We start from the raw sequence: 24,052 nt of genomic DNA, 5'->3' as shown, positions 1-24,052 counted from the left end.
TATTGGACGACAGAAAATGACAAGGGCGCCCGTGCAGGACGCCCTCTTTCTTCTTTTGCAACAACGCTTTACGCGCCTTCTGGCAGCACCCGCACGGCCCCTTTATCAGCCGATGCCGCAAACAGGGCATAGGCCTTCAGCGCCGTCGTCACCTTGCGCGGACGTGGCTTGGCGGGTTTCCAGCCCAGCGCATCCTGCGCTGCCCGCCGCTCGGCCAATTCGGCATCGGAAATCCGCAGGTTGATGGTCCTGCTCGGGATATCGATGTCGATCATATCGCCATCCCGCACCAACCCGATTGCCCCGCCCGACGCAGCCTCTGGCGAGGCATGGCCGATCGACAGACCCGAGGTCCCGCCCGAAAAACGGCCATCCGTCAGCAGGGCGCAGACCTTACCCAGTCCCTTCGATTTCAGATAGCTCGTGGGATACAACATCTCTTGCATCCCCGGCCCGCCCTTTGGCCCTTCATAGCGGATGACGACCACATCGCCCGCCTTCACCTCATTGTTCAGGATGCCGGCCACAGCGTCATTCTGCGACTCATAAACCTTGGCGGGGCCCGAGAAGACAAAAATCGACTCGTCCACACCCGCCGTCTTCACGATGCAGCCATCCAGCGCGATATTGCCCTTCAGTACCGCCAGACCGCCTTCCTTGGTAAAGGCATGCTCGGCCGAGCGGATCACGCCCTTTTCCCGGTCAAGGTCCAGTTCGGCATAGCGTTTGTCTTGGCTAAAGGCCGTAGCCGACCGCACATTGCCCGGCGCCGCCTTGAAGAAATGCCGCACGCTTTCATGGTTCGTACGGCTGATATCCCAGTGATCCAGCGCTGCGCCCATGGTGGGGGAATGCACCGTCACGCAATCGCGGTGCAAAAGGCCTGCGTTGTCCAACTGTCCAAGGATTGCCATGATCCCACCCGCACGGTGGACGTCTTCCATATGCACGTCTTGCTTGGCCGGGGCGACCTTGCACAGGCAGGGCACCTTGCGCGACAGGGCGTCGATGTCATCCTGATCGAAATCGATGCCCCCCTCATGCGCCGCCGCAAGGATATGCAGGATGGTATTGGTTGAACCGCCCATCGCGATGTCCAACGCCATGGCATTCTCGAAAGCCTTCTTGTTGGCGATGTTGCGCGGCAGGACGCTATGGTCATTCTGCTCGTAGTGGCGTTTGGTGATATCCACGATCAGATGGCCCGCCTCCACGAACAGCCGCCGCCGATCCGCATGGGTGGCAAGGGTCGAACCATTCCCCGGCAGCGATAGGCCCAGCGCCTCGGTGAGGCAGTTCATCGAATTGGCGGTGAACATCCCCGAGCAAGACCCACAGGTGGGGCAGGCCTCTTTCTCGATCGCTTCCACCTCGGCGTCCGTATAGCTTTCATCCGCCGCCACGACCATCGCATCGACAAGGTCAAGCGCAAGCTCACGCCCCTTCACGATGGCCTTCCCCGCCTCCATCGGACCGCCGGAAACGAAGACGGCAGGGATGTTCAAGCGCATCGCCGCCATCAGCATGCCGGGGGTGATCTTGTCGCAGTTCGAAATGCAGACCATTGCATCGGCGCAATGGGCGTTGACCATGTATTCGACGCTATCGGCAATGATCTCGCGCGAGGGCAGGGAATAGAGCATCCCGTCATGGCCCATGGCGATGCCGTCATCGACGGCGATGGTGTTGAATTCCTTCGCCACACCGCCCGCCGCCTCGACCTCGCGCGCCACCAACTGGCCAAGGTCCTTGAGGTGAACATGCCCCGGCACGAACTGGGTAAAGCTGTTCACGATGGCGATGATCGGCTTGCCGAAATCGCCATCCTTCATGCCGGTCGCGCGCCACAGGCCCCTTGCGCCTGCCATGTTGCGGCCATGGGTGGTCGTGCGGGAACGATAGGCGGGCATGTTCGTCTCCTCCGTCAAACTTGCCCTTGCGGCATGGCATTCACCGCCGCAGGGGTCAAGTCATTGCCCCGCTACAGAAGCCCCCGCCCTGCCAGATTCCGCATCAAGGCCCCTGCGCCAAAGGTCCATTCCGGCAGTTCGGTGGAAAGATGCACGGTATTGCGCAGGCTTCCCAAGGCCTCGGCAGAGATCGTCACCACATCCCCGGCATGATGGGTGAACCCCTGCCCAATCGCGTCACGGTCCTGCACCGGGGCGAACATCGTCCCGCAGAACAGGACGAAACCATCCGGATATTGATGATGCGCCCCGCGCGTCTGCGCGACCAAGTCGGCGGGGTCGCGGCTGATCTCGGCCATCGAGGATCGCCCGTCCAGCACGAAACCATCCTCGCCCGTCACCCGCAGGTCCAACTCCATCCGCCGCACGTTGTTCAGGTCAAACCCGTCATCGAACAGCCGGATGAACGGCCCGATGGCCGCCGAGGCATTGTTGTCCTTGGCCTTGCCAAGCAGCAGCGCCGACCGCCCCTCAACATCGCGCAGGTTGACGTCATTGCCCAATGTCGCCCCGACGATGCGTCCAGTGGAATCCACCGCCAGAACCACCTCTGGTTCAGGGTTGTTCCAGCGGCTGATCGGGTGCAACCCAACGCCCGCGCCCCAACCCACCGCCGCCATCGGCGGTGCCTTGGTAAAGACCTCGGCATCGGGGCCGATCCCCACCTCAAGATATTGCGACCAAAGCCCCTCGGCTTGCAAAAGCGCCTTCACCTCTGCCGCCTTTTCCGACCCTGGCACCAGATTGCGCAGGCTGTCGCCGATCACCCCCGCCACGCGGGCCCGCATCTCTTCGGCTCGTGCGGGATCACCGCCCGCGCGTTCTTCGATCACCCGTTCCACCATGGATCGGGCAAAGGTCACGCCACAGGCCTTGATTGCCTGCAGGTCCACAGGGGCAAGCAAGCGTGTGCCCCCGCGCGGCTGCAACGAAGCGGCGGCAATCTCGGCCAGACTGCCGATATCCTCGCCCTCGATGGCGGCAACGGTTGCGGGCACGTCTTCGGCCTCTAACAGATCGCGCATCGTCGGCGCGGCCCGCGTTGTGATATCGACCACCCGATCCCCACGCAGCGTGACAACCGCAGGCCCCAGACCCCGGCGCCAGACACGCCCGACAAAGACCCCGGTCTCTGGCAGGTTCAGCATTCTTTTCCCCCGTTTCCTCCTCTTAGCCGCGCCACTTTTGCGCGGGGCGGTGCTCAAGGGCAAGCGTCCTTCGGGGTGGAAACTCTGCCCAAACAGCGGCGATCACGGCATGGGTAGGACCAGGTGCTGCGTATCGTGGGACAAAGGCACCTCATTGCCATCAATGCTGCCCACTTCAAACTGACGGAAAAGCATGGCCACCTCTGGGCAGTCATCGGCCAATGCCTCCAACAAACGGAGGAAATCGCCGCGACGCCGGAAACGATCACGCTCATCTTCTTGCATGGGCGGGCTGTGGCAAAGGTCTTGGGCCAAGTCCCCGACCCTGAATTGCGCCTGCGCCGGCCCACCCAAGACGCCGTAGATCAGGGTGCAAAGGATGAGCGCCGCACGAAAACGGATAAGGAAGGGTCTTTGGCATCGGGACACGATGAGTCCTCCGGGCGCGGCGTGCGTCGCGGGCACCCTGACAGCCACCTGCCCGGACGGCCTGATCCAGATCAAGTCGGGAGGGGAATCCGCCAGCTAAGGCCGTTTTCCCGCGAAAATAGCCAAACACCTGCCCGAAATTTGGGCGGCCCGATCAATGACACAATTATACGTTGCAAAGGTACGTATTACATCTTTTGGTATGGGTTATTACAAACCAAAGCAGGTTCAACTCAGTCAATAGGGGTGTCTATTAAAGGCAAAAGTCTGGATTGCGCTCATACTGACAAGCCTTAAGTGTGAATGATACGTGGCGCGCATCAGATGGAAAGCCATGCTCAAGATCGCCTTTTTTCTAGCTTCGGCCCTGCTGGCCCATTCGGCCTTGGCAGCGGACACTCTCCCGCCGCCCGGTGGCAAGGCGATTCCTGTACCACAAGCCACGATCATGGCGCGCACCCACCCGAATGTCGGATCCTGCGTGGCATATCAGGATGCTTATCTGGCGGCGGGCTGGCCGCGCGGTGCGACCATCGACACGATCAAGCAGATCGACAGCCTTGTCCGCAAGCGTATGGTCCTTCGCAATGACGTCGGCACCGATGTCTGGACCCCGCTGACCGAGGCGCTGATCGCGGGGAAACGCGCCGTGGGCGATTGCGATGACATGAGCATCTCGAATGCCCAACTCGCTGTCTGCGCCGGAATGCCGGCGGACAGGTTGGGCCTTTTGATCACGGCAAGCCCCAACAGCGCGTCGGGCGAATTGCACATGCTCGCTTTCTACAAGGACCCGACGGATCAGACATGGGTCTTCGGGGATACCTTTGGTCGCCCCCGCGCCCTGTCACGCGTGTCGCAGCGCCTGATCTTCATGGCCTATTTGAATGACATAACCCGCTGGTATGGTCTCTTGGGACGCGACGCGCCGTCGCTTGGCACGTCGGACATCCCGGCCACCTCGGCCATCCCTCCCCTGATCAACGGCGAACCTGCCTTTGCAAGCTGCAACTTTGATTGGGAACAACCCGGACAGTGATCCCTATCGGGCGCGAGGACGGGCAACGTCGTTGGACCCCTCCTCCTCTGGGCCAAGGCCATAGCTCATACGTTTCATCTGAGAGATCACACGCCCCATCTCTTCATCCGACAGGACTGGGGGTTCACCCAAGGCCAAGGCCTGCACATACATTCGTGCCAGCGTCTCCACCTCCACCGCCATCCACAGCGCTCCTTCAAGGCTCGTGCCAAGGCTGATTTGCCCATGCTGGCCAAGCAGACAGGCCATCCGATCCTCCAGCGCCTCAATCGCTGCATCCGACAGAGCCTGCGTGCCAAAGGTCGCATAGCGCGCGCAACGCAGCGTGGTGCCGCCCATCACCCCAACCATGTAATGAAAGGCCGGGATCGTGCGGTGGTGACAGGCGACCGAGGTCGCATAGTGCGAATGGCAATGCAGCACCACATTCACATCCGCCCGCGCCTTCAGGATATCGCGGTGGAACCGCCATTCCGATGACGGTCGCCGCCCTTCATAGGTGCCATCCCAAAACATCATGACCAGGTCTTCGGGCTGCATCACGTCATAGGGCAGCGAAGAGGGCGTGATCAGGAATCCCTCGCCATGCCGCACCGAAAGATTGCCCGCCGTGCCCTGATTGATCCCGGTTTCATTCATCTTCCGGCAGGTGGCCACCATCCGGCTGCGCAGGGTCATCTCGTCATCGGTCATTTAGTCCCATCCTCGGCAAGGGCGCGCCAACGCGCCGCGTAATCGGTCAGACCGTCCAGCCCCGGCAAGGGAAGCGGATCGGCAAGATCAGGCGCAGGCATCGCGCGGTCGGGCTGGAACAGCGCCGCAGCCCCGGCCGCGATTCCGTAACCCTCGGCATTCACCCGTGTGACCCGCCCCGGCCGTAACGCGGCAACCAACGCCGCAAAGGCCGGATCGCGCAGAAATGACCCGTCCAGCACCCATTCGCGCGTGGCATCCAGCCGATTGCCGCATTCCACCGTCAACAGCGCAACATAAAGCACGGCCAGTGCATGCCGCTCTGCCGCAGAGGCAGGCGGCGGCCCCACGATCCGTCCCAGTCCCGCCGTGCCCGGAAATTGCCCATCGTTCGTTCCGAATGACGGAAGCGCCATGGTCCCCCGCGCGATCAAACGCACCAAGACTGCGCGGTCCACCCGCGCATCCTCCGGCTGATCGCCCGCCACGGCGGAATATTCCCGCCCGCCCATAGTCAGCGCCCCGCCCACTGGCGCGCCCGCCACATCGGCGTTCAGTGTCATTCCCCGCGCCTCGTCAAGCCGCGAAAGCGCTACCCCATCGGCAAGGGCCACGATCCAGGTCCCGGTCGAAATCACGCAAATCCCCGCCATTCCGGCTGCGCGATAGCGGTGGAAATTGGCCGAACTGTCATGCACGCCCGCATGCACGCGCAACTGCGGCACACCCTTGGCCTCCAATGCAGCGCGCACCGGGCCCAGATCATCAGACGCCTTCGCGAAAGGCGGCATCAGCCGCCCCCATCCCCGCCCTGCCACGATGGGTGACCAATCGCCCCGCGCCACATTCCACAGATGCGATTGCGCGCCAAGGATCGTGGCCTCGCTGACGGCCATGCCCGTCAAGCGCCATGCCCAATATTGCGGAATGCCCAGACACCACCGCGCGCGCGCAAAATCTGCAGGCCGGTCGCGCTCGGCCCAGAACATCTGCCGCGCTGTGTGGGTCGCGGCCATCATCACGGCCGATCCCCGGTCAAAGAAATCCCCCGCCAAAGGGGCATAGGCCTTTGCCAAGCCGTCGGGGAGGGGCTGTTCGTAATCCACCATCGGCAGCACAACCCCGTCGCCGCCCGCATCGGGATCATCCCCGACCAAGACGCCCCCGGAACCGTGGCCCGAGGCCACGAAATGCGCCAACGGATGCCGCCGACCCAGATCAGCCAAACCCGCCAGCACCCATTCATTCAGTGACCGCAGGTCGTGATGCCGCCATGGCGGCCCCGGCAGAACCCTGTTTGGCGTGGTCAGCGTTTCCACAACATGGCCCGCGGCATCGCAGGCCGAAAGCTTCACGTTGGACTTGCCCACGTCCAGAACCGCGATGCTCCCCGGACGCCCCATGGATCAACCATTCGGCAGGCGGTAATCCTCGCCCCGGCTTTCCGCCATGACAAAGCGGCCATTGGGCAGATCGTTCCCGTCCAGCTTCCACGCGATCTCGTCCGGCGTCAGGGCGTAATGCTGCCAGCGCGCGCTCAGCCTTTCCCGCAGCACGGATTCCGGCACATCGACCAGCACAGCGACATCGAACATCGGCCGCAGTCGCGACCAAGGCTCTTGCCCCAAAAGCAGATAGTTCCCCTCGGCGATGATCACCGGAACCTCGGCAGGGATCATCCGCGCACCCGCACGCGCAATCTCGATATCCCGATCAAAGACCGGAACCGCGACAAAATCCTCATCCCGCGCCCTAAGCCGTTTGAGCGTATGATAAAAGCCGCCAACGTCAAAGGTGTCGGGTGCACCCTTCCTTGGCCGCAGGCCCGCAGGAACCAGATGCAAGTCATCGTAATGATAGCCATCCATCGGCAGCACCGCCGCCATCCCCGGCTGCCCAGCATTCATCGCATCGCATAGCCGTTCGGCCACGGTGGATTTCCCCGATCCAGGCGCCCCGGCAAGGGCCGCGATCACGCGCCCCCCGCCTTGCGCCTTTTCCGTCAGCAGGGCGGCAAGCCCTGCGATATCGATGGATGGTGCCGTCACGTCGCCCCTCAGATCAGCCGATACTGCTTGGCCTTATTGCGCAGGAAGGGCAGCCCCTTGTCCATCACCTCTTGAAAATTTTCTGCCACGGGCCGCCAGACGGCCAACCCATAGCCCACTTCCGGCGGCATGTTGATGAAGCTTTCCATCGCCAGCCCGCCCTTGAAGCCGATGGCCGCCAGCGTGGCATAAACCTCGTCCCAATCGCAGGTCCCTTCCCCGGGCGTGCCCCGGTCGCTTTCCGACAGGTGGATATACCGCAGATGTTCGCGTGCATCGAGGATGCCGTTCCCCGCACCCTTTTCCTCGATATTCATGTGATAGGTATCAAGGTGGATAAAGATGTTGTCCGCCCCCACCTTCTCGATCATCCACTTGGCCTGCCAGCCCGTGTTGATCAGGTGGTTCTCGTAGCGGTTCACAGGTTCGATCCCAAAGGCAATGCCGCGCATCTTGGCGTGTTTCGCAGCCGCCGCCAATGCGCGGGCGATGTTGTCATATTCCTCCATCGTCGGCGGCAGGCCCGTGCGTTGTCCGATCCCACCATAGGTCACACCCGAAAGCGCCTCTGCCCCCATCTCGGCCGCCTTGTCGATGCTGTCGCACAGGTGCGCGATGGCTCCGTCCGGATTCACACTCGCCCAGTTCTTTTCGGGCAGGCCCAGCGAACAGACCGCCCGCATCCCATGCTTTTCCAACAGCGCCCGCGTGTGCGCGGCATCCACGACAGACGTGTTCAACAGCGCGATTTCGATGAAATCCATCTTATAGGCAGCGGCAGCGGGAATGGTCTTCTCCGCCCCGTCCCTATCCCAATGCATGGTCCACATGCTGGTGTGAACGCCGAACCCTTCCATTCAACTTCTCCCTCGTTGTCGTTCTTTCCATTACCCCGCACCCCAGCGCAGGATCATCATCGCCAGTGAAACAAGGATGGGATGCGCGCCCACATAAGCGATCACCGCACACAACGCCGCTCCGTCAGCCAAAGCTAGCACGGTGCCAATAGGAAGGGGCCGATTCCCGTCTCCATCGCGCCAAACTGCATCAGGACGAAGGCCAAGATCAGCCCCGCCATATTGACCGGGTGGATGATCGCCAGATTGAACCCGCCCGAGATAATCGAGATCAGCATCGCCAAGGTCAGAATTCCCAACTCCGGCACCTTAAACGCGATGGACCCCAGATTCGCCCCTGTCACAGAATTCGGCGCCGTCACCCCGAACACGGCAATGACCAGAAGCAAGACCCCCAAAAGCCCCGGCATCTGTGGTCCAAAGGCTTGCTTGATCCGGTCAATCATTCCCGATCCCTCCGCTTGGGCGCCAGTTTCGAGGCAAGGTCGACGTTCGAGGTGGATATGGCCGCAACGATGATGATCCCCAGCACAATCTTAAAGGCATTGGGCGCGCCCCTCGGCAGGTTCAGCCCTTCATGCCGCCAAAGGCCTTCGACACATGTAAAAAGGATGACGGGGGGTGCGTCGGTCGCGTCAGGCATTCCATGATGTCCCGCGGGCATCGGATATTCGGGGCTGCGGGACGGCGGCCCCGGACTCCAGCCATCACCAATCGATCAGAGGAGACCGTCCACCGTGTCGGCGTTGATCGCGATCAGGTTGTTCGTGATGATGTCCGTGTTGGCGGCATCCGCTGAAACCAAGCCAAGTCCGGAAATATCGTTGCCTTCGGTAACCCCGGCCCCATAGACCAGCATCTTGCCCATGCTAACGCAGGCTCGGCCAGCCTCTGCCGGGTTCCACATGAACCCGCCCGAAATCGAACCGGACTTCACCAGATCAAATGGGCTTGTCCCGCGCGAAGGCCGCAGCCGACAAAGTCGCAGCAAAGGCAACACCCGCCATCAAGGTGGAGAAGCTACGTGTTGTCATGGTCTTCCTCCCAAAGGGAGTCCGGCGCGCTGCATTTTGCACCATGGATTGCGCATGAAAGCGTCACCCATCCAGCCTCGTAACGAGGGCATCTTTCGACCCCTCTCGCGACAGGTTGTGACATGAAGACCCAAACGCTGCTGGCGGCGGCCAAACCGCGCCGCGATCCGGCACGCGACCGCATCTCTTTCGGCGGTGGTGTGTCCACCGACTACGCCACCAGTCGACGCATCGAAGGTTTTCGCGATGTCCTGACCGAGGCAGGCCTTCCACCGGCGCCGGAACAGATCATCGCCTGCGGCGACCCATCCGGCCGCGCCATGCAGGAAATCGCGGCCCTTTGCGACCGGTTGGGTGATCTGCCTGCGGGCCTTTTGGTCAACTCGCTGACCACGTTCGAGGAGGTCCTTGGGCTTTTTGTCCACCTGCCACCGGGCAGTTTCGACCGTTCTGCCATTGGCCACTAAGACGACGATCCTTTCGCCGCCTATCTGCAATTGCCCGTTCCTATGGCGCGCCAAGACTTCCACCGCCTGATCGACGCAGCCTCTCGCCTGATCGACGAACCCGCCTTTGGCATCACGGTGCTTGAGGTGGAACCTGTGCTAATCATGCCCGGCACCATCTAGACGGGTCCCGTCGGTGAACATGGCTGAAACAGGAAAGGGGCCGGACCTGTGTCCGACCCCCTGCCCGAAACCTGCTCGGGTCTTGCTCAATCTTCCCGGTGCCGACGCAGAATGGCATCGTTGGCGGTGTCGACATACATCTCCCACCGCTGCCCATTGGCATCGATCACATCGATCTCGACCACAGAACCGCCTTCGCGGCTGATATCAAGAATCTTGTAGCCCCGCGCTTCCCAGTTGCTGGCGATCTCTGCCAAGGGAAGCATCGAACCCGATGCGCGCTGCATGCCGTCATCGGCGCCATGCCCCCCGTGGCGACGGCCATGGTCATCGCCCGGGCCGTCGTCAGACCCATGCCCCCCATTGCGACCACCACGGTCATCGCCGGGGCCGTCATCGCTGCCACGCCCGCCACGGTCGTCGCTGCCACGATCGTCGCTGCCGCCATAAGCGGTGCTCGTCACCGACATCAACGAAAGCGCTCCGACAACCGCTGCGACGAATGCTACGCCCATCGAGATATGGCCTGCACGGCGAAGTTCATTGGTGTTCATCTCTAGGTTCTCCTCAACTCGACCTGTTGCCCATTGTTCCGGGATGACATGAGCTTTGGCATGAGTCGCCTGACAGCGTCCTGACCCGGATTGTCAGCCAATTGTCAGCTTCACCTTGCTATCAGAGGTGCATGATCCGACCGGCCATCCTTCTTTTGATCGCATTGCTGCACGCAGCCACGCCCGTCTTCGCCAAGGATGGCGATAGCGGTGGTGGCGGTGGCGGTGGTGACGACAAAGGCGGCCACGGCAGCGACGATAATGGCGGCGATAGTGGCGACGATCGGGGCAATGGCGGGGACAGCAATGATGACGATGGCCGCGGCCTGCGTGCCGGTGTATCGTCGGGCGTGATCCTGCCGCTTGCGGCGATCCTTGCACAAATCGAACCGGAATTCGGGGCCCGCATGATCGACGCCAACATCAAGAAACGCCGTGGCCGCGTCATCTATGAAATCGAGATGATCACCCGGAAAGGGCGCGTGCTAGATCTTGACGTCGATGCAAAGACAGGCCGCATCTTGGACATCGAGGTCGATGACTGATGCGCGCGCTTGTCGTCGAGGATGACGCCCGCATCGCGGAACTCGTCGCGACGGCGCTTTCCGCCGCTGGCTTTCGCACCGAAACCGTCTCAGATGGAGACACGGCTTGGTTTCAGGGTGGCACCGAAGACTACGACCTTGTGATCCTCGACCTTGGCCTTCCTCGGCTTGACGGGCTGACCCTGCTTAAACGCTGGCGGGGCGAGGGGCGGTCCTTCCCAATCCTCATCCTTTCGGCACGCGGCACATGGTCCGAAAGGGTCGAAGGCATCGAAGCCGGGGCTGACGATTACCTTCCCAAACCTTTCATGGTCGAAGAACTGACAGCCCGCGCCCGCGCCTTGGTGCGCCGCGCCGCAGGGCAGGTGCAGACAGTTCATCGAATTGGCAGCCTGTCGATTGACACGAACCGCATGACCGTGACCCGCGATGGCCTGCCTGTCTCCCTTACGCCGCTGGAATTCCGTCTGCTCTCTTACCTGCTTTTGAACCGGGACAGGACGGTCGCGCCGCCCGAACTTCTTGACCACATCTACGGCACCGATGACGGGCGCGAGGCGAACGCGATCGAAGCCGTCGTTACCCGCCTGCGCCGCAAACTTGGCGCAGGCGCGATCGAAACACGGCGTGGCTTCGGTTATCGGCTTGGGACGGATCCATGAGACGCGCCTCCCTCCGCCTGCGCCTTGCGCTGGCCGGGGCGCTTGTTCTGGTCCTTACCCTTGTGGCGGCACAGCTTGGTCTTTCCACACTTTTTAACCGCCATGTCGAACGCGCCATCTCGGCTGATCTGTCGGATCTGTCCGATTACCTGATTGCGTCGATCGAGTCCGACCCGGACGGGAAACTTGTCCTTGCCTCGCCGCCACCAGACCCAGCCTATTCCCGCCCCTATTCCGGCCGCTATTGGGCCGTTAACGCCGAAGAGGATGCTTGGACCTCACGCTCGCTATGGGATTTCACCCTGCCCCTTCCCTCGGCCCCGCCACCCGGTGAAGACGCCCTCATCACCCTGCCCGGACCACAGGATACCCTGCTTCTGGCACTCGATCGCAGCGTGATCCGTCCCACGGGGGAAGGCGACCGGAACCTTCGCGTCACCGTCGCCATCGACCGCGCACGAATCGACACCGCCCGCGCCGAATTCGAAGCCGAGATGCTACCCTGGCTCGCATCCCTTGGCTTTCTTCTCCTTGCAGCGGGTGCCGTGCAAATCGTAGTCGGCCTTGCACCGCTTGCCACTCTGGGCCGGCGTCTTGGCGATCTGGCCGCCGGGCGCGAAGATCGCATCGGAGACGACGTTCCAATCGAAATCGCACCGCTGGCCCGCCAGATCGATGCGCTTCTCGACGCCCGCGCTTCAGAAATCGAACGCTCCCGCCGCAGGGCAGCCGATCTGGCGCATGGGCTGAAAACCCCGCTTCAGGCACTGCTGGGCGAGGCGGGCCATTTGCGCGATCTTGGCCGCACGGATGAAGCACATGGCGTGGAAACCGTGGTCCATTCGATCCGCCGTCAAGTGGACCGCGAACTCGCCCGCGCCACCATCGCCAGCAGCGCCCAATCCGCCCGCGCCGATATCGCCCGCGCCACGGATGGCGTTGTCTCGGTTCTACGCCGCACCCCAGCAGGGGCGGCGCTCGTCTGGCAAATCGACATCCCTCCCGATCTCATCGCCCGCATCGACAGTGCCGATCTGACCGAAGCCATGGGCGCCTTGATCGAAAATGCCGTCACCCATGCGCGCCAGCGCATCACGATCACAGCGGCGCATGAGGCAGGCCTTGTCCACCTCACCATTCGCGATGACGGGCCGGGCATGCCCGAAGACCAGATCGCCCGCCTTCGCCAACGTGGTCAAAGGCTGGATACCAGCGGGGAAGGCACGGGGCTCGGCTTGTCCATTGCGGATGAGATCGTGGCAAATGCGGGCGGGACATTGACAATCACTGACACCGGCCAAGGCCTCTCGGTGCGGCTTTCCCTGAAGGCCATGCGAAAGGCCTAGAAGGACCTATAGGGACGGCACCGCATTCTTTCCTTCAATTCGACACCGAATCACAGTTAATGATTGTAACTTTCATTCTGGCCGGTTCTGCCGGATTGTATTGCCATGTCCCGCCTGCACAAGATCGCCGCTGCCAGCATCTGCATCGCAGTTCTCGTTCTCGCGCTGAAACTTGGCGCGTGGTGGGTCACGGGGTCCATTGCCCTCTTTTCCGAAAGCACTGAAAGCCTCGTCAACCTAGCCTCCGCCTTGGCGGCTTTCATCGCCGTTTGGCTCGCTGCGCGTCCCGCCGATACCCGCCATCCCTTCGGCTTTCACAAGGCCGAACTCCTCAGCGCGCTTTTCGGCGGCACGCTGATCACCCTCGCCGCCGTCATCATCCTTCGGGAATCAGTGACAGGTCTGTTCGATCCACAGCCTGTCAGCGCCATGGTGACAGGCCTTCTGCTTTCCGCGCTGGGCAGCGTGATCAATGGCGTCTGGTGCTATGTTCTGATCAACGAAGGCCGCAAGCTTCGCTCGCCTGCCTTGCAGGCCGATGGCCGCCATCTTCTCTCTGATGTCCTCTTCTCTGCCGCCGTCATCGTCGGCCTTGTGGCCAGTTCCCTGACAGGCTGGCTCATCCTCGATCCGCTAATCGCCGGACTGGTGGCGCTGAACGTCCTTCGCACGGGCCTTTCCGTTGTCTTTTCGGCCCTGCGCGGTCTTCTGGACGAAAGCCTGCCAGAGGTGGAATTGCAGAAAATCCGCGCCGTCATCCTTGCCGAAGGAGGTGATGGGATCAGGATGCGCGATCTGCGCACCCGCCACGCCGGGGCCGCGACCTTCATCGAATTCCGCCTGATCCTGCCGGGGGGCATGACAGTGGCCAGCGCTCACAAACTGACCCAACGCATCACCCATGCACTGGAACAGGCAGCGCCCAGCAGTCAGGTCATCATCCATATCGAGGCAGACCGGGGTGGGGCGGCCCCCTTCTCGGTGATCGATGGGGGCCGCAAGGACCACGCCTGACCAAAGCCGCGCCGGAATGGCAAAGGGCCGGAGGTAGCTTTCGCATCCTCCGGCCCGTTCCTTGTGGCGTCAGATTATTGCACGGTCTTGCCCAGTCGCACCTCCAGCAAGGCCACGAATTTCTCGCGGAATTCCGGGCGACCCGAAAGGATCGTCATCACTTCGTTTGCGCCCCAATCCTTCACATCGACACGGCCACATTTGGCCCATTCTCCGATAAGGCTCTGCAGTTCAGTCAGTTCACGGTCATACATTCCATTCCATCCCCGATAAGCGGGACATGTCCCTGCGAGGAACCCCCGGCCAGCTTCCCAGCCGGGGGTCAGTGTCATCAGAAGTTGAAGGACGAGCTGTCGAGGGTATGTGCCCCGCGCAGCGTGATCGAGAAGTCGGCATCCGCGTCACCGTCGGTGAACCCGTCGATGATCGTGTCCACCCCGTTCTCGGTCGCAACCTCCCGGATCACCAGGCTGCCCGCCGCCGTCGTGCCCTGATCGGCCAGCGTGAAGGCCTGATTGCCATTCATGCCCACCATCGCGTCGATGCCCGACAGGTCGATCTTGTCGCCCGGACGGAAGTCCGTGATCACGTCGCCATCCGCCGTGCCAGCCGAGACGAAGACGAAGACATCATCACCATCCCCGCCCGTCAGCACGTTGATCGACAAGGACGCCTTGATCACGTCATTGCCCATCCCGCCGGTGGCGTTCTCGATCCCCACAAGGTGATCGGTCACACCGCCGATGCGCGCCGTCCCGATCGCCGTATAGGCCCCCAGATCGATCACCGCATCCTCGGTCAGGGCCGAGAGGTCAAGCGTATCGCTGCCTTCACCACCAAAGAGCATGTCCGCCCCATCCCCAGACGCCGCGAGGAAGACGTCATCCCCTTCGCCGCCCAGAAGAACGTCACGACCCGCGCCGCCTTCGATCACGTCACCACCGCTGCCGCCGACCGCAACATCATTGCCGCCATTGCCAAGGATGATATCCGATCCGCCCTTGCCAAGGAGGGCATCGCCCTCTTCGCCACCGACGATCACGTCATCGCCCGCATCGCCGACCATGACACCCGCCGCAGACCCCGGCATCAGCACCACACCGTCAACAACCGGCACACCGCCGCCCGTCCCAGTGCCCGTGCCAGTACCCGACCCCGTGCCGCTGCCCGGAGCGTCGTCATCGGCATCCTCGGCCTCGTCATCGGCGACATCGTCATTGCCGCCCGATGAGTTGTCCTCGGTCCCGGCACCTTCCGTCTCGGTGCCTTCCGAACCTTCGCCTTCCGCGCCAATGTCCTCGGACCCGGTGCCAGACGACCCCTCCCCTTCGCCCTCGCCGGGCTGATGGGTGCCCTTCGGTGCCAGCGTCGGCAGGCTTTCCATCGTGCCTGTAAAGGTCACCGAATGGGTGCCGTCCGACATGGTGATGGTGCCATCGCCGTTGTCCGTCTCGGTGTAGGTGGCCGGATCGGAACCTTCCGCGATCTCGATCACATCCTGTGCCCGCAGCGTGCCGACGACAAAGTCATTCCCACCATTGGACCGGAAGAGGATGCGGTGCGCCGATTCAAGCCCCGAGATATCCACCGTTTCGCTGGCCTCCGACCCATCGATCGTGATGGTGTTGAAGTTCAGGCTGGTCGGGTTGAAGTTCCCGATCACGCGGATGGTATCGCCTTCCGACGTACCGTTGCGCAGACCATTCCCCAAGGCCAGAGTGTTGATCGCGATTTCCTCGATATTGTCGAGTTGGGCGACCACCGTTTCAACACCTTCGACTTCGCGGGTGATCACGATCTCCGTCGTGGCCAGCAGGGTGACACCGCTCGCTGCCAGTGTATCCGCCAGATTGGCCCGATTGTTGATATTCGCAACCGGCCCGGTCCCAGCTCCGTTGAGCGCCACGGCATAGATGCGGAAGGTCTCCACATCTTGATTGCCATGTACGACGAAGGTGTCGAGATTGCCACCCTGACCGTTCACCACATCAACCCCGTGGTCTGCAAACCAATGGATCGTGTCGTCACCGGTTCCGGCGTTGATCGTGTCATTGCCCAGACCGCCCGAGATCGTATCGGCACCGTCCAGAGCGCGGATGAGGTCGTCACCGCCACCACCGAAGATGATCTCGCTGAAGGCGCTGCCCGTGATCGTGGTCCCTGCATCCGTGCCGTTGATCACGCTCAGCGTTGGCGCACCGGCATCCAGTCCGAACTGCACGCGTTCGATGTTCGACAGACGGTCCGAACCTTCGTTCGACAGCGCCCGGCCCGAGGTCGGGTCCACCGGACCCACCGCATTCGCCACCGTATGGGTCACGGTCACGCTGTCATCGGCATTGACCGTGACATCGTAATTGCCGCGCTCATCCCAGTAGACCGCCGTATCGATGCCGGTGTTTTCTGCATCACCATCGATGATCTCGCGCACCACGTTGAGATCGGCCGCTTTCACTTCGCGGGCAAAGAGTGCCGCTTCCAGCGTCTTGCCACCAAACAAGGCTTCTCCCGCAACCGCGTTGATCGTTTGGCCCAGATAGGTGACGACACCGTCGACCAGCGAGATGACCTGCTTGGTCAAGCCATCCGTCGTGGCAAAGGCATTGTTGGCATCGTCCACCAGTTCAATCCGGACGTTCAACCACTTGTCGCCGTCGATGATGTCGTCGCCCGCCATCCCCTTGATGGTGTCGTTGCCACCACCGCCAAGGATGATGTCATCGCCGTTCACCGTGCTCATCCGCGCCACTTTGACTTCGCCCGTGTTCGGCTGGGTCAGGGTGAAGGTTTGCAGGTGGTCGACCAATTCCCGCAGACCATCAATCATGTCCACATTCTCTTCCAACAGCGCGTTGGAATAGGATGCGATGGGCGAGGTGGGCGAAACCTGCGCGGCGTTGAAGGCATCGTCATAGGCTCCGACGACGACTTCGCGACCAGTCAGCTTGTCATTCCCGTTCCAGCCCGACAGACCTTCGACCAGATCGAAACGGTCCCGCAGGATGTTGTTCTGCTGGTTGACAAAGATGCTGATGTTCATGTCGGCATCGGCATCATAGTTGTTGCCCTTGTAGGACACCCAGTCGAACCCGGCCATACCGTTGTTGCGGTTGATGCCGATCCCCTGGATCATGATGTCATCACCGGATTCCGCGTCAAAGTCGGTATCGTTCTCACCAGCGATCATCACGTCATGGCCGATGATGCGGCTGTTGAAGAACAGTTCCGAATTGTCGCCGGTCAGGGTGTTCATATTTCCCTGGCCTTCCATCCAGTCATTGCCTTCGTTGCCGTAGACAATGCCACCACCGCCAGTGGGCGACCGAATGAAGTCATCGCCCTGCCCGCCGAAAATGTCCTTCGCCTCGTCTCCGCCGGCCAGAACGTCGCGTCCGTCGCCGCCGAAGATCAGGTCAAGACCCATCCCGCCGTTGATCAGGTCATCACCGCCCTCGCCCTTCAGGACGTCTGCTGCACCAATATCGGTGCCCATATCGGTGATCAGGTCAGACCCTTCGCCGCCATGGATGTGATCGACGCCGAAGCCGCCTTCGATATTGTCGTCGCCGTCATAGCCCCAAAGACCGTCATCCCCGGCACCGCCGATGATCGTGTCATCCCCGGCCGTGCCGCCGATCACGACATGCTCGCCACCCAGATATTTCAGGTAGTTGTCGCCGCGCTGGACAAGGTTGCCAGTGCCGTTCATCGACGACAGCACATCCATCTCGCGGGTCGGGTCGGCATTGCCGAGGTCTGCGTTGAACTGCTTGGTCTGATCGACCTCCAGCACCCAGGCCGCCGTCTGGAAGGCCGCGCCGTTGATCGACAGACCCAGATGCTCACCATCCGTGTTGCGTTGGATCAGATCGGCAAAGCTGTCGCTTTCCAGCTGTGTCAGCAGGTTCATGCCTTGCGCCCGGCTCAGATAATAGAACCGGTCGCCGTTCTGCAGTGCCTCCATCTGCGCTTCGAAGACGAAGGTGAAGGTCGACCCCAGCATGCCGCCGAACGTCATCTTCGCCTCGGCCAGACCGCCGATCCAGAAGTCCACATTGTTCAGACCGGTCGCCTCGGCAGGTCCGTTCAGGAAGGCCAGACGATCGGCAGGCGCACCCTCGCCACCAAGCACCAGCTTCATCGCCGCATCGCGCTTGGCTTCGAAGGTGGTGGCAGAGGTGATCGTCTCATGCGTGCCATAGGCCGCGATGAAGTTCACCACCGAAAGCGGCGTCTTAATATTGGCGGCAAAGTCGGTCCAGCTTTCATAGGGCTTCAGGTAGGTGTTCCCCGTTTGCGCAAAGAACTGCGCACGCGCCTCGTTCAGCGACGGGATACCCGTTTCGCGGGCCCGGGCGATGTTCAGCGCGGCAAGGTCAAGCGGCAAGCCGACAAGGTTGTTGCGCAGTGCATCGGTCAGGAATTCGTCGATTTCGTTGCCATGCTGGCGGGTCATCCCGCGCAGGATCGCCCCGGCCGCTGCATGGGCATCAATCCCTTGCGCATCGAACATCACCGGGTTGAGGAAGGCATCGAACAGCGTTTCCTTGGTCAGCCCCAACTCGTTGTTCTGATAGCCGAACATGTCGACCGTCTCGTTCAGCATCGAATGGCCGAAACGATAGACGACCTGCGCGAATTCCTGGCTGATCCCCACCGGGATTTCGACCGAGTTTGAGAAGACGAAGGGGTCGATCTGCGGCGCGACGGAACGGACGAATTCCTCGAACACAAGGTGCTGATACACCATCTCGGTCGAGAAACGCGCCGTCTGGAACAGACGCTCACCATCCCAGACCAGCGCCGCCTTTTCGGCCTCGGTCAGGGTGGTGGGATTGGTGCCCTGCGGCAGGCCGACAAGCAGGTATTCATTCAGAAGCGCAAGGTCCGTCGACGCAAGCAAAGTGGCCTTAACCGCATCGACCTGGCGGTTATGTTCGCCATGGAAAACGGTGTGAACCGCCGTCAGCGCGATGTTTTCATTGCCACGCCCGTCGCCCACGATGAAGTGACGGTCCAGCAATTCGTTGTCGTAGGTGGTCGCTTGGCCAAACCCATTGATGGGCTGCGCATTCGCCGTATCCCCGTCCGCATCAGGCAGCTTCTGGATCGCACCGGTCTGCGGGTTGCGGTCATGGTCCACAAAGCCCGGCGTCGCGTCATGTGCGATGTCGTTCAGGAAGGCACGCCCCGCGCTCAGTGCATTCAAGGTGGTGGTCAGCGCAGGCCCGCCGTCTGTTGTCGGCAGTTGCCCTTCTACGGCGCCACTGGTCGTCACAAGCTGCGGGAAGCCATTAGCGCCCCGCACGAACTCGCCATAAAGGTCAGTCAGAACCGCAGGCACCGAATGCACGTTCAGGTCCGACAGCTCGATCCCCAGCATGTTGCGGGCCTGATCCTTGATGTCAGCCCAGGTGGGCGGACCACCCGTCGCGCTTTCCAGCATGTGACCGGTTGCCACGGGCTTGCCATCCACCATCACATATTCGCGCAGAAAAACCTGATGCGACGGGTTCGAGGTATAGACTTGGTTCAGGTCGATCCACGGCGTGGTTTCGTTCGCGTTCTCGCGGATGTCATCCGCCGTGCCAAGCAAGCCATCCGGCCCCGCTTGGTTCGTTGCCCGTGTCAGCACCATGAAATTCGTCGGGCTGCCCGGAACGTATAGCGGATCGTCGGGCTGCAGCATCATGTAGACAGAACCCGTCCCGCCCTTCTGCGTCAGGTCAAGGCCATGGTCGAAGAACTGGCCAAAGATGGTGAAGAAGCTGTTGAAGGGCGCCGTATCGCCAAGGTCAGCCGCCACGTTGCCCAACAGGACGTTGTCGCCATCCATCTGGACGCCATGCTCGGTCAGCAGTGCCTGCACAGCGGCATTTGCTGCCGCTGCATTATCAAACGGCATCAGTGCAGCTTCAGCAGCCGCTACATCTGCCTGTTCATCGATCACGGCCTGCTCTGCGCTCGCCAGCGCGCCCTGCGCCGTTGCAAGGTCAGTCGTGGCCGTGCCCAGCGCCGCTTCAGCATTTGCAAGGTCCTGCGCGGTTTGACCGGCATCCGTCGTCACAGCGGCGTTTGCGGCCACAAGATCGGCTTCCGCCATGCTCAGGGCCGTCTCCGCCAACACAACCGCAGCATCGGCATCGGCCTTCTGTTGGGTCTCCGTAAAAAGGGTGGCTGCCGCTGCAGTTTGCGCCGCCGTCGCCTCTGAGAGTGCGGTCTGTGCCGAAGTAAGCACCGCCTGCTTGGCAGCAAGATCTGCATCAGCCGCCGCATCAGCCGCAGCCGCATCGTTGTAGGCCTGCTGCGCCACCGTGAATTGCTGTGACTCCACCGTGACGATTAGCCCGGTGATAACGTCATCAATGAAGCCCGGGGCCGCTTCAGCCGCCGCAAAGGCCGCCAGCGCGGCATCAAGTTCCGCCTGCGCCGTCGCAAGATCGGCGGCTGCCGCGTCCAGATCGGCTTGGGTTGCCGCTGCTGTCGACACCGCTGCGTCAACTTCGGCCTGCGCCGCGTCCACTGCGGCCTGCTTCGTCGGCACATCAAGTGCGGCGGCATCAACAGCCGCTTGCGCCGCAGCCAGTTCATTTGCCGCTGCAATCTGGGCTGCTTGCGCATTCGCCAAGTCGGTTTGGGCCGCAGCCACAGCCTCGGTCGCGGCGGTCACATCACCCATCAGTGCATCATAGGCAGCCTGCGCACCCGCCTCGGCCAGAACCGCCGCATCATAGGTGTTCTGCGCAGTTACGAGATTGGTCGCCGCCAGATCCCGTGCCACCATAGCGTCCGCGAGTTGCCCTTGCTCTGTCGCCAGCGCCGCCTCCAGTGCGGGACGATCAAGGAGCGCCGTCCCGGCCTGCTGCGCTTGCGCCGCCTCATAAGCTGCGTGGATCTGCTTCGAGATGTTCAGGTTATCGACGCCCGTGATGCCCACGATTTGCAACGCAGCCGAGATCGCCGCGATATTGCCCAGCGTCTGGTCAGCGATCAGGTTCGAAATCGTGCGCGGCTGGCTGTCATAGACGGAACCAGAGGTCTGCGCATAGGACGTCTGAACCGAAGGGATCGTGATCGTCATCATCTGGCCGGGATTGTTCGGGTCCGCCACGGTCATCGTCCGTTCGGGCGACATCTCCGCCACATTGAACTCCGGCGTCAGCAGGCGCTGCATCAGCTCGTCTGCCGCACCATTCCCCGTATATCCGACTGTATAATTGTTCAACACGCCCGACACGGTGCGAAGGCCCGTCGGGATCAGCGGATTGGTGATCAGCGCCTCAAGCGAGGCACGCGCATCTGCCCCCCCCGCGATGGCCGCGCTATGGGCCTCGGCGATTTTGATCTGCTCAAGAATATGGGCGAGGTCGTTCAGGTTAAGCGTGACCATGGCAATATGTCCCTGTGTTGAACCATGACGGATGGGCAGGGCGAACCTGTCCCTTCGGATGGTCCCATGATCACGTTTTGGACATATTCGAACAAAGGCCGACGGTCCGACAGCCTTCTGAAATAGGTAGAAGCCCCCATCAGACCAAAGTCCGATGATGGCCAGACCTATCGCCCCTCACCGGGCCTAACCCATGGTGAAAGGTGATGTACGAACCGCAATGCGGCCCTGTTATCCTTGGTTAATTACCAAATATGCGACTGACTTTCAATAACTTTGAGATACACTCGCATTCGCATTCTCATTTTCGGCCGATGCTTGTCAGACCTTGCAACCCGGCGCACAACCCCATGATTCTAATCAGCGAATGAGAATTGTTCGCGCCCCATTTCCGCCACAATTCAATCCTGCCCGACTTGCTCAACGCAGCCCTTCCAAGATCACCTGCTCTTCGACCTGCGCAGCCTACGTTCCCTTGCTGTCCAGTTGATTCGCGTGCCACGGATCGGTCAAAAGACCCATCGCCTTCGCCTGCACCAACCTTGGAGGAACTGGCAGTTGGGCCCCGAAAGGCTGCGCCAAGCCGCACTCCAAACGTTGAACCATGGCGGCAATGGCTGCCCGCCGCCCCTCTGCTGCCAGAAAATCCCCCCGCACGTGGATCGCAGCAGCCATCAAACGCACGAGGGCCACCACACCCTCCGCATCAGGAGGTTCGGGCGCGGACCAGAACGCATCCATCCCCCCCTGATGCGTTAGTCCCGGCATGTCATAGACGGCAATCCCCCGGCACAGCACTGGGCGACCCGCCCGCAAGGCATGCAACCCCACAGTGCTGTTGACCACCACGCAGCCGGCCACCACCCCAAGTAGGCGCGCCAGGTCGCCGCCATCCAGAAACACAACCCGGTCTGCAATGCCTTCCCGCCGCGCCATTTGCCGCACGACGCCCGGCCAAGTGATGCAACCATTGTCCATCGGATGGCGCTTCACGACCAGCACGCCATCGGCAGGGCCATGCTGCGCGTAGGATGACAGAACCTCGGCCACGAAATCCCGCAGGTCGCGCCACCGCGAATTTGCCCGAATCTGGTAATCCCCCGCCATCTGCAGCGCCAACAGATGCACGGGCCGCTGCTCATGCGCCAATGCCGCCACCGCCTGCCTGGCGGGGCCCGCCCCCCGCAGCGCCTGCACATGGCGCGGAAGGTAGGACAGGTATTCCAAGACGGGATGCACCGCCCGATCCGCCCGAAACCCGCCAAAGAAAGGCGCAAAGGCCCAGTTGCCCAGATGGCAGGCCATTTCGGCCACGGCCTCTTGCACAAAGCCATGCCCATAGCGCCGCGTCATGTCCGGCTCCGGCAAGCCTGCTGCCAATCGCTTCACCAGCGCCAGATCGGCGGGGAAATGCGAAAACGCGCCCTGCCCCCCCTCCTCCAGCACAATCCAATCCGGCCGCAGATACCCGTTTTCATAGGATACACAGCGCACACCCAACCGCCGCGCCGCCCGCTGCGCGGCCACGTGATGGGGCTGTCGGTCGGCGTAATAGACCAGATGGGTAATTGCCTCAGCACGCATACGCGCCTCAACCCATCCCTCCCAGGCCTCAAAGGCACCACGCCAAAGTACAGCGCCCCGCCCACGGCCATAAAGCCAATCGCCAAAGCTCAACAGCACCCGCGTCACATGATGTCCACGCGCTGCCAGCGCCTCGCCCAACTCACGCGCAAAGGGCGACGGCGGCCCCTGCAACAGCATCACCCGCATGCCACTGCTCCTTGCATCCGTCCCGGCTCTATGTTTTGCCAAAGAGCGTAAAGGTTGCTTATCCGTGCTGGTGCCCCCTCATGCCCGATCTTGTCCGCCTTCGTCATGCCACACGCCCGGCGCTCGGTCGGCTTGCCTTCCACCTTTTTGACCTTGCCGCCTATGAGGTGCTGTACCGCTTCTCGCCAGTTGCGCGGAAACGCTTCTTCAACGGCGGATACCTGCCCCTTGCGCCCGACCTCCGCGCCCTTCCCGAACTGGCCGGAGAAGAGGCGAGCGCGATGATGTATCATCTTCTTCTGGACGACCTGATTGCCCATCTGAAACCCGACCCGCAGGTCATTCTCGATGTCGGCTGCGGCCAAGGTGGCGGCCTTTTCTACGCCCATGCCCTTTTCCCGAAGGCCCGCCTGATCGGCACGGATCGCAACGGCACCGTCACCCGCAAGGCGGCGCGCTTCCTTGGACAGATACCCGGCAGCCGGGTCGTGAAGGGGCAAGGCCCCCGTATCAACCTGCCCGATGGCTGCGCTGACCTCGTCCTCTCCGTCGGCGCACCCACCTATTTCGGCCTGTCCACCTATCTGGCCGAAGCCACCCGTTGCGCCCGAAACGGCGCGATCATCGCCTTCTCGGCTGGATACCGCCAAGGCGACCATGCCGCGATTGAAGCAGAACTCCGCGTCGCGGCACAATCCAGCGGCTTGATCTTCCACAGCTACCACAACATCACGCCACACACCTTTGCTGCGCTGCAGGCGGATATCCCACGCCGCGCCGCCGAACTGGCCCGCGTGCCATGGCCGTTTCGTGCCTATGGCTGGAAATGGGCAGATATGCCCGGCAGCACCGAATATGAAGAATACCGCACCGGTCGACGCGCCGATTTCGCCTGCATCCTGCAACGCCCCTGACCTCCGG

At 62.0% G+C, this 24,052-nt stretch carries 21 protein-coding genes; 8 read left to right on the top strand and 13 right to left on the bottom strand.

Features of this window, described 5'->3' with window-relative positions; genetic code table 11:
• Window positions 1-68 precede the first annotated feature (68 nt).
• Together ilvD and QF092_RS16795 are read right to left on the bottom strand one after the other, a co-directional pair.
• Window positions 69-1,910: a dihydroxy-acid dehydratase gene (gene ilvD, locus QF092_RS16800; RefSeq protein ID WP_281465691.1), complete on the bottom strand. Its 1,842-nt coding sequence runs from the start codon at window positions 1,908-1,910 to the stop codon at window positions 69-71.
• 71 nt (window positions 1,911-1,981) lie between these two features.
• Window positions 1,982-3,118: a fumarylacetoacetate hydrolase family protein gene (locus QF092_RS16795; protein WP_281465689.1), complete on the bottom strand. Its 1,137-nt coding sequence runs from the start codon at window positions 3,116-3,118 to the stop codon at window positions 1,982-1,984.
• Between the two features lie 123 nt (window positions 3,119-3,241).
• On the opposite strand from QF092_RS16795, the gene QF092_RS16790 reads away from it, so the two are divergent.
• On the top strand, window positions 3,242-3,844 hold the full coding sequence (locus QF092_RS16790; protein WP_281465687.1) for a hypothetical protein: 603 nt from the start codon (window positions 3,242-3,244) through the stop codon (window positions 3,842-3,844).
• Between the two features lie 151 nt (window positions 3,845-3,995).
• On the top strand, window positions 3,996-4,586 hold the full coding sequence (locus tag QF092_RS16785) for a hypothetical protein (RefSeq protein ID WP_281465685.1): 591 nt from the start codon (window positions 3,996-3,998) through the stop codon (window positions 4,584-4,586).
• Window positions 4,587-4,589: 3 nt separating this feature from the next.
• Here the strand turns inward: QF092_RS16785 and QF092_RS16780 are convergent, their stop codons facing one another.
• From QF092_RS16780 to QF092_RS16750, 7 genes are all read right to left on the bottom strand, one after another.
• Window positions 4,590-5,279 carry a class II aldolase/adducin family protein gene (locus QF092_RS16780; RefSeq protein ID WP_281465683.1) on the bottom strand — a complete coding sequence of 230 codons (690 nt, stop codon included), beginning with the start codon at window positions 5,277-5,279 and terminating at the stop codon, window positions 4,590-4,592.
• Entirely contained in the window at window positions 5,276-6,682 is a 1,407-nt protein-coding gene (locus QF092_RS16775) for an FGGY family carbohydrate kinase (protein ID WP_281465681.1), read from the bottom strand. The genes QF092_RS16780 and QF092_RS16775 overlap by 4 nt, the downstream gene beginning before the upstream one ends.
• A gap of 3 nt (window positions 6,683-6,685) precedes the next feature.
• Window positions 6,686-7,327, bottom strand: a complete 642-nt coding sequence (locus QF092_RS16770; RefSeq protein WP_281465679.1) for a nucleoside/nucleotide kinase family protein — start codon at window positions 7,325-7,327, stop codon at window positions 6,686-6,688.
• Window positions 7,328-7,335: 8 nt separating this feature from the next.
• Entirely contained in the window at window positions 7,336-8,184 is an 849-nt protein-coding gene (locus QF092_RS16765) for a sugar phosphate isomerase/epimerase family protein (protein WP_281465677.1), read from the bottom strand.
• A gap of 134 nt (window positions 8,185-8,318) precedes the next feature.
• Window positions 8,319-8,630 carry a hypothetical protein gene (locus tag QF092_RS16760; protein WP_281465675.1) on the bottom strand — a complete coding sequence of 104 codons (312 nt, stop codon included), beginning with the start codon at window positions 8,628-8,630 and terminating at the stop codon, window positions 8,319-8,321.
• A complete protein-coding gene (locus tag QF092_RS16755) occupies window positions 8,627-8,827 on the bottom strand; it encodes a hypothetical protein (RefSeq protein ID WP_281465673.1) in 201 nt (66 codons plus the stop codon). Before QF092_RS16755 ends, QF092_RS16760 begins: the two co-directional genes overlap by 4 nt.
• Before the next feature lie 75 nt (window positions 8,828-8,902).
• Complete coding sequence (locus QF092_RS16750) at window positions 8,903-9,121, bottom strand: type 1 periplasmic-binding domain-containing protein (RefSeq protein ID WP_281465672.1); 219 nt, start codon at window positions 9,119-9,121, stop codon at window positions 8,903-8,905.
• 219 nt (window positions 9,122-9,340) lie between these two features.
• On the opposite strand from QF092_RS16750, the gene QF092_RS16745 reads away from it, so the two are divergent.
• Window positions 9,341-9,685, top strand: coding sequence for a type 1 periplasmic-binding domain-containing protein (locus QF092_RS16745; RefSeq protein ID WP_281465670.1), 345 nt, complete (start codon window positions 9,341-9,343; stop codon window positions 9,683-9,685).
• A 248-nt stretch (window positions 9,686-9,933) separates the two neighbouring features.
• Here the strand turns inward: QF092_RS16745 and QF092_RS16740 are convergent, their stop codons facing one another.
• A complete protein-coding gene (locus tag QF092_RS16740) occupies window positions 9,934-10,401 on the bottom strand; it encodes a PepSY domain-containing protein (protein WP_281465668.1) in 468 nt (155 codons plus the stop codon).
• Window positions 10,402-10,532: 131 nt separating this feature from the next.
• On the opposite strand from QF092_RS16740, the gene QF092_RS16735 reads away from it, so the two are divergent.
• From QF092_RS16735 to QF092_RS16720, 4 genes are all read left to right on the top strand, one after another.
• Window positions 10,533-10,946 carry a PepSY domain-containing protein gene (locus QF092_RS16735; protein ID WP_281465666.1) on the top strand — a complete coding sequence of 138 codons (414 nt, stop codon included), beginning with the start codon at window positions 10,533-10,535 and terminating at the stop codon, window positions 10,944-10,946.
• Window positions 10,946-11,608 carry a response regulator transcription factor gene (locus QF092_RS16730; RefSeq protein WP_281465664.1) on the top strand — a complete coding sequence of 221 codons (663 nt, stop codon included), beginning with the start codon at window positions 10,946-10,948 and terminating at the stop codon, window positions 11,606-11,608. The genes QF092_RS16735 and QF092_RS16730 overlap by 1 nt, the downstream gene beginning before the upstream one ends.
• The gene (locus QF092_RS16725) at window positions 11,605-12,954 is read left to right on the top strand and encodes a sensor histidine kinase (RefSeq protein WP_281465662.1); all 1,350 of its coding nucleotides are present in this window, start codon (window positions 11,605-11,607) and stop codon (window positions 12,952-12,954) included. Before QF092_RS16730 ends, QF092_RS16725 begins: the two co-directional genes overlap by 4 nt.
• A gap of 105 nt (window positions 12,955-13,059) precedes the next feature.
• Window positions 13,060-13,968, top strand: coding sequence for a cation diffusion facilitator family transporter (locus QF092_RS16720; protein ID WP_281465660.1), 909 nt, complete (start codon window positions 13,060-13,062; stop codon window positions 13,966-13,968).
• A gap of 74 nt (window positions 13,969-14,042) precedes the next feature.
• Here the strand turns inward: QF092_RS16720 and QF092_RS16715 are convergent, their stop codons facing one another.
• The 3 genes from QF092_RS16715 to QF092_RS16705 all read right to left on the bottom strand — a co-directional run bounded on the left by QF092_RS16715 (window position 14,043) and on the right by QF092_RS16705 (window position 23,131).
• Complete coding sequence (locus tag QF092_RS16715; RefSeq protein ID WP_281465659.1) at window positions 14,043-14,222, bottom strand: hypothetical protein; 180 nt, start codon at window positions 14,220-14,222, stop codon at window positions 14,043-14,045.
• 77 nt (window positions 14,223-14,299) lie between these two features.
• Window positions 14,300-21,358: a peroxidase family protein gene (locus QF092_RS16710; protein ID WP_281465657.1), complete on the bottom strand. Its 7,059-nt coding sequence runs from the start codon at window positions 21,356-21,358 to the stop codon at window positions 14,300-14,302.
• Window positions 21,359-21,823: 465 nt separating this feature from the next.
• Entirely contained in the window at window positions 21,824-23,131 is a 1,308-nt protein-coding gene (locus QF092_RS16705) for a capsule biosynthesis protein (RefSeq protein WP_281465655.1), read from the bottom strand.
• 80 nt (window positions 23,132-23,211) lie between these two features.
• Here QF092_RS16705 and QF092_RS16700 point away from each other — a divergent pair, with 80 nt between their 5' ends.
• Window positions 23,212-24,045, top strand: a complete 834-nt coding sequence (locus QF092_RS16700) for a class I SAM-dependent methyltransferase (protein WP_281465653.1) — start codon at window positions 23,212-23,214, stop codon at window positions 24,043-24,045.
• Window positions 24,046-24,052: the final 7 nt, after the last annotated feature.

Origin of the sequence: Fuscovulum ytuae, assembly GCF_029953595.1 — a bacterium.
GTDB classification, from domain to species: domain Bacteria; phylum Pseudomonadota; class Alphaproteobacteria; order Rhodobacterales; family Rhodobacteraceae; genus Paragemmobacter; species Paragemmobacter ytuae.
This window is presented reverse-complemented; position numbering and strand designations above follow the sequence as displayed.

Bases quoted from the DNA above. Each gene is read 5' to 3' on its own strand.
- ilvD (WP_281465691.1), bottom strand. From the start codon at position 1,910: ATGCCCGCCTATCGTTCCCGCACGACCACCCATGGCCGCAACATGGCA.
- QF092_RS16795 (WP_281465689.1), bottom strand. From the start codon at position 3,118: ATGCTGAACCTGCCAGAGACCGGGGTCTTTGTCGGGCGTGTCTGGCGC.
- QF092_RS16785 (WP_281465685.1), top strand. From the start codon at position 3,996: ATGGCGCGCACCCACCCGAATGTCGGATCCTGCGTGGCATATCAGGAT.
- QF092_RS16780 (WP_281465683.1), bottom strand. From the start codon at position 5,279: ATGACCGATGACGAGATGACCCTGCGCAGCCGGATGGTGGCCACCTGC.
- QF092_RS16775 (WP_281465681.1), bottom strand. From the start codon at position 6,682: ATGGGGCGTCCGGGGAGCATCGCGGTTCTGGACGTGGGCAAGTCCAAC.
- QF092_RS16765 (WP_281465677.1), bottom strand. From the start codon at position 8,184: ATGGAAGGGTTCGGCGTTCACACCAGCATGTGGACCATGCATTGGGAT.
- QF092_RS16760 (WP_281465675.1), bottom strand. From the start codon at position 8,630: ATGATTGACCGGATCAAGCAAGCCTTTGGACCACAGATGCCGGGGCTT.
- QF092_RS16755 (WP_281465673.1), bottom strand. From the start codon at position 8,827: ATGCCTGACGCGACCGACGCACCCCCCGTCATCCTTTTTACATGTGTC.
- QF092_RS16745 (WP_281465670.1), top strand. From the start codon at position 9,341: ATGAAGACCCAAACGCTGCTGGCGGCGGCCAAACCGCGCCGCGATCCG.
- QF092_RS16740 (WP_281465668.1), bottom strand. From the start codon at position 10,401: ATGAACACCAATGAACTTCGCCGTGCAGGCCATATCTCGATGGGCGTA.
- QF092_RS16735 (WP_281465666.1), top strand. From the start codon at position 10,533: ATGATCCGACCGGCCATCCTTCTTTTGATCGCATTGCTGCACGCAGCC.
- QF092_RS16730 (WP_281465664.1), top strand. From the start codon at position 10,946: ATGCGCGCGCTTGTCGTCGAGGATGACGCCCGCATCGCGGAACTCGTC.
- QF092_RS16725 (WP_281465662.1), top strand. From the start codon at position 11,605: ATGAGACGCGCCTCCCTCCGCCTGCGCCTTGCGCTGGCCGGGGCGCTT.
- QF092_RS16720 (WP_281465660.1), top strand. From the start codon at position 13,060: ATGTCCCGCCTGCACAAGATCGCCGCTGCCAGCATCTGCATCGCAGTT.
- QF092_RS16715 (WP_281465659.1), bottom strand. From the start codon at position 14,222: ATGTATGACCGTGAACTGACTGAACTGCAGAGCCTTATCGGAGAATGG.
- QF092_RS16710 (WP_281465657.1), bottom strand. From the start codon at position 21,358: ATGGTCACGCTTAACCTGAACGACCTCGCCCATATTCTTGAGCAGATC.
- QF092_RS16705 (WP_281465655.1), bottom strand. From the start codon at position 23,131: ATGCGGGTGATGCTGTTGCAGGGGCCGCCGTCGCCCTTTGCGCGTGAG.
- QF092_RS16700 (WP_281465653.1), top strand. From the start codon at position 23,212: ATGCCCGATCTTGTCCGCCTTCGTCATGCCACACGCCCGGCGCTCGGT.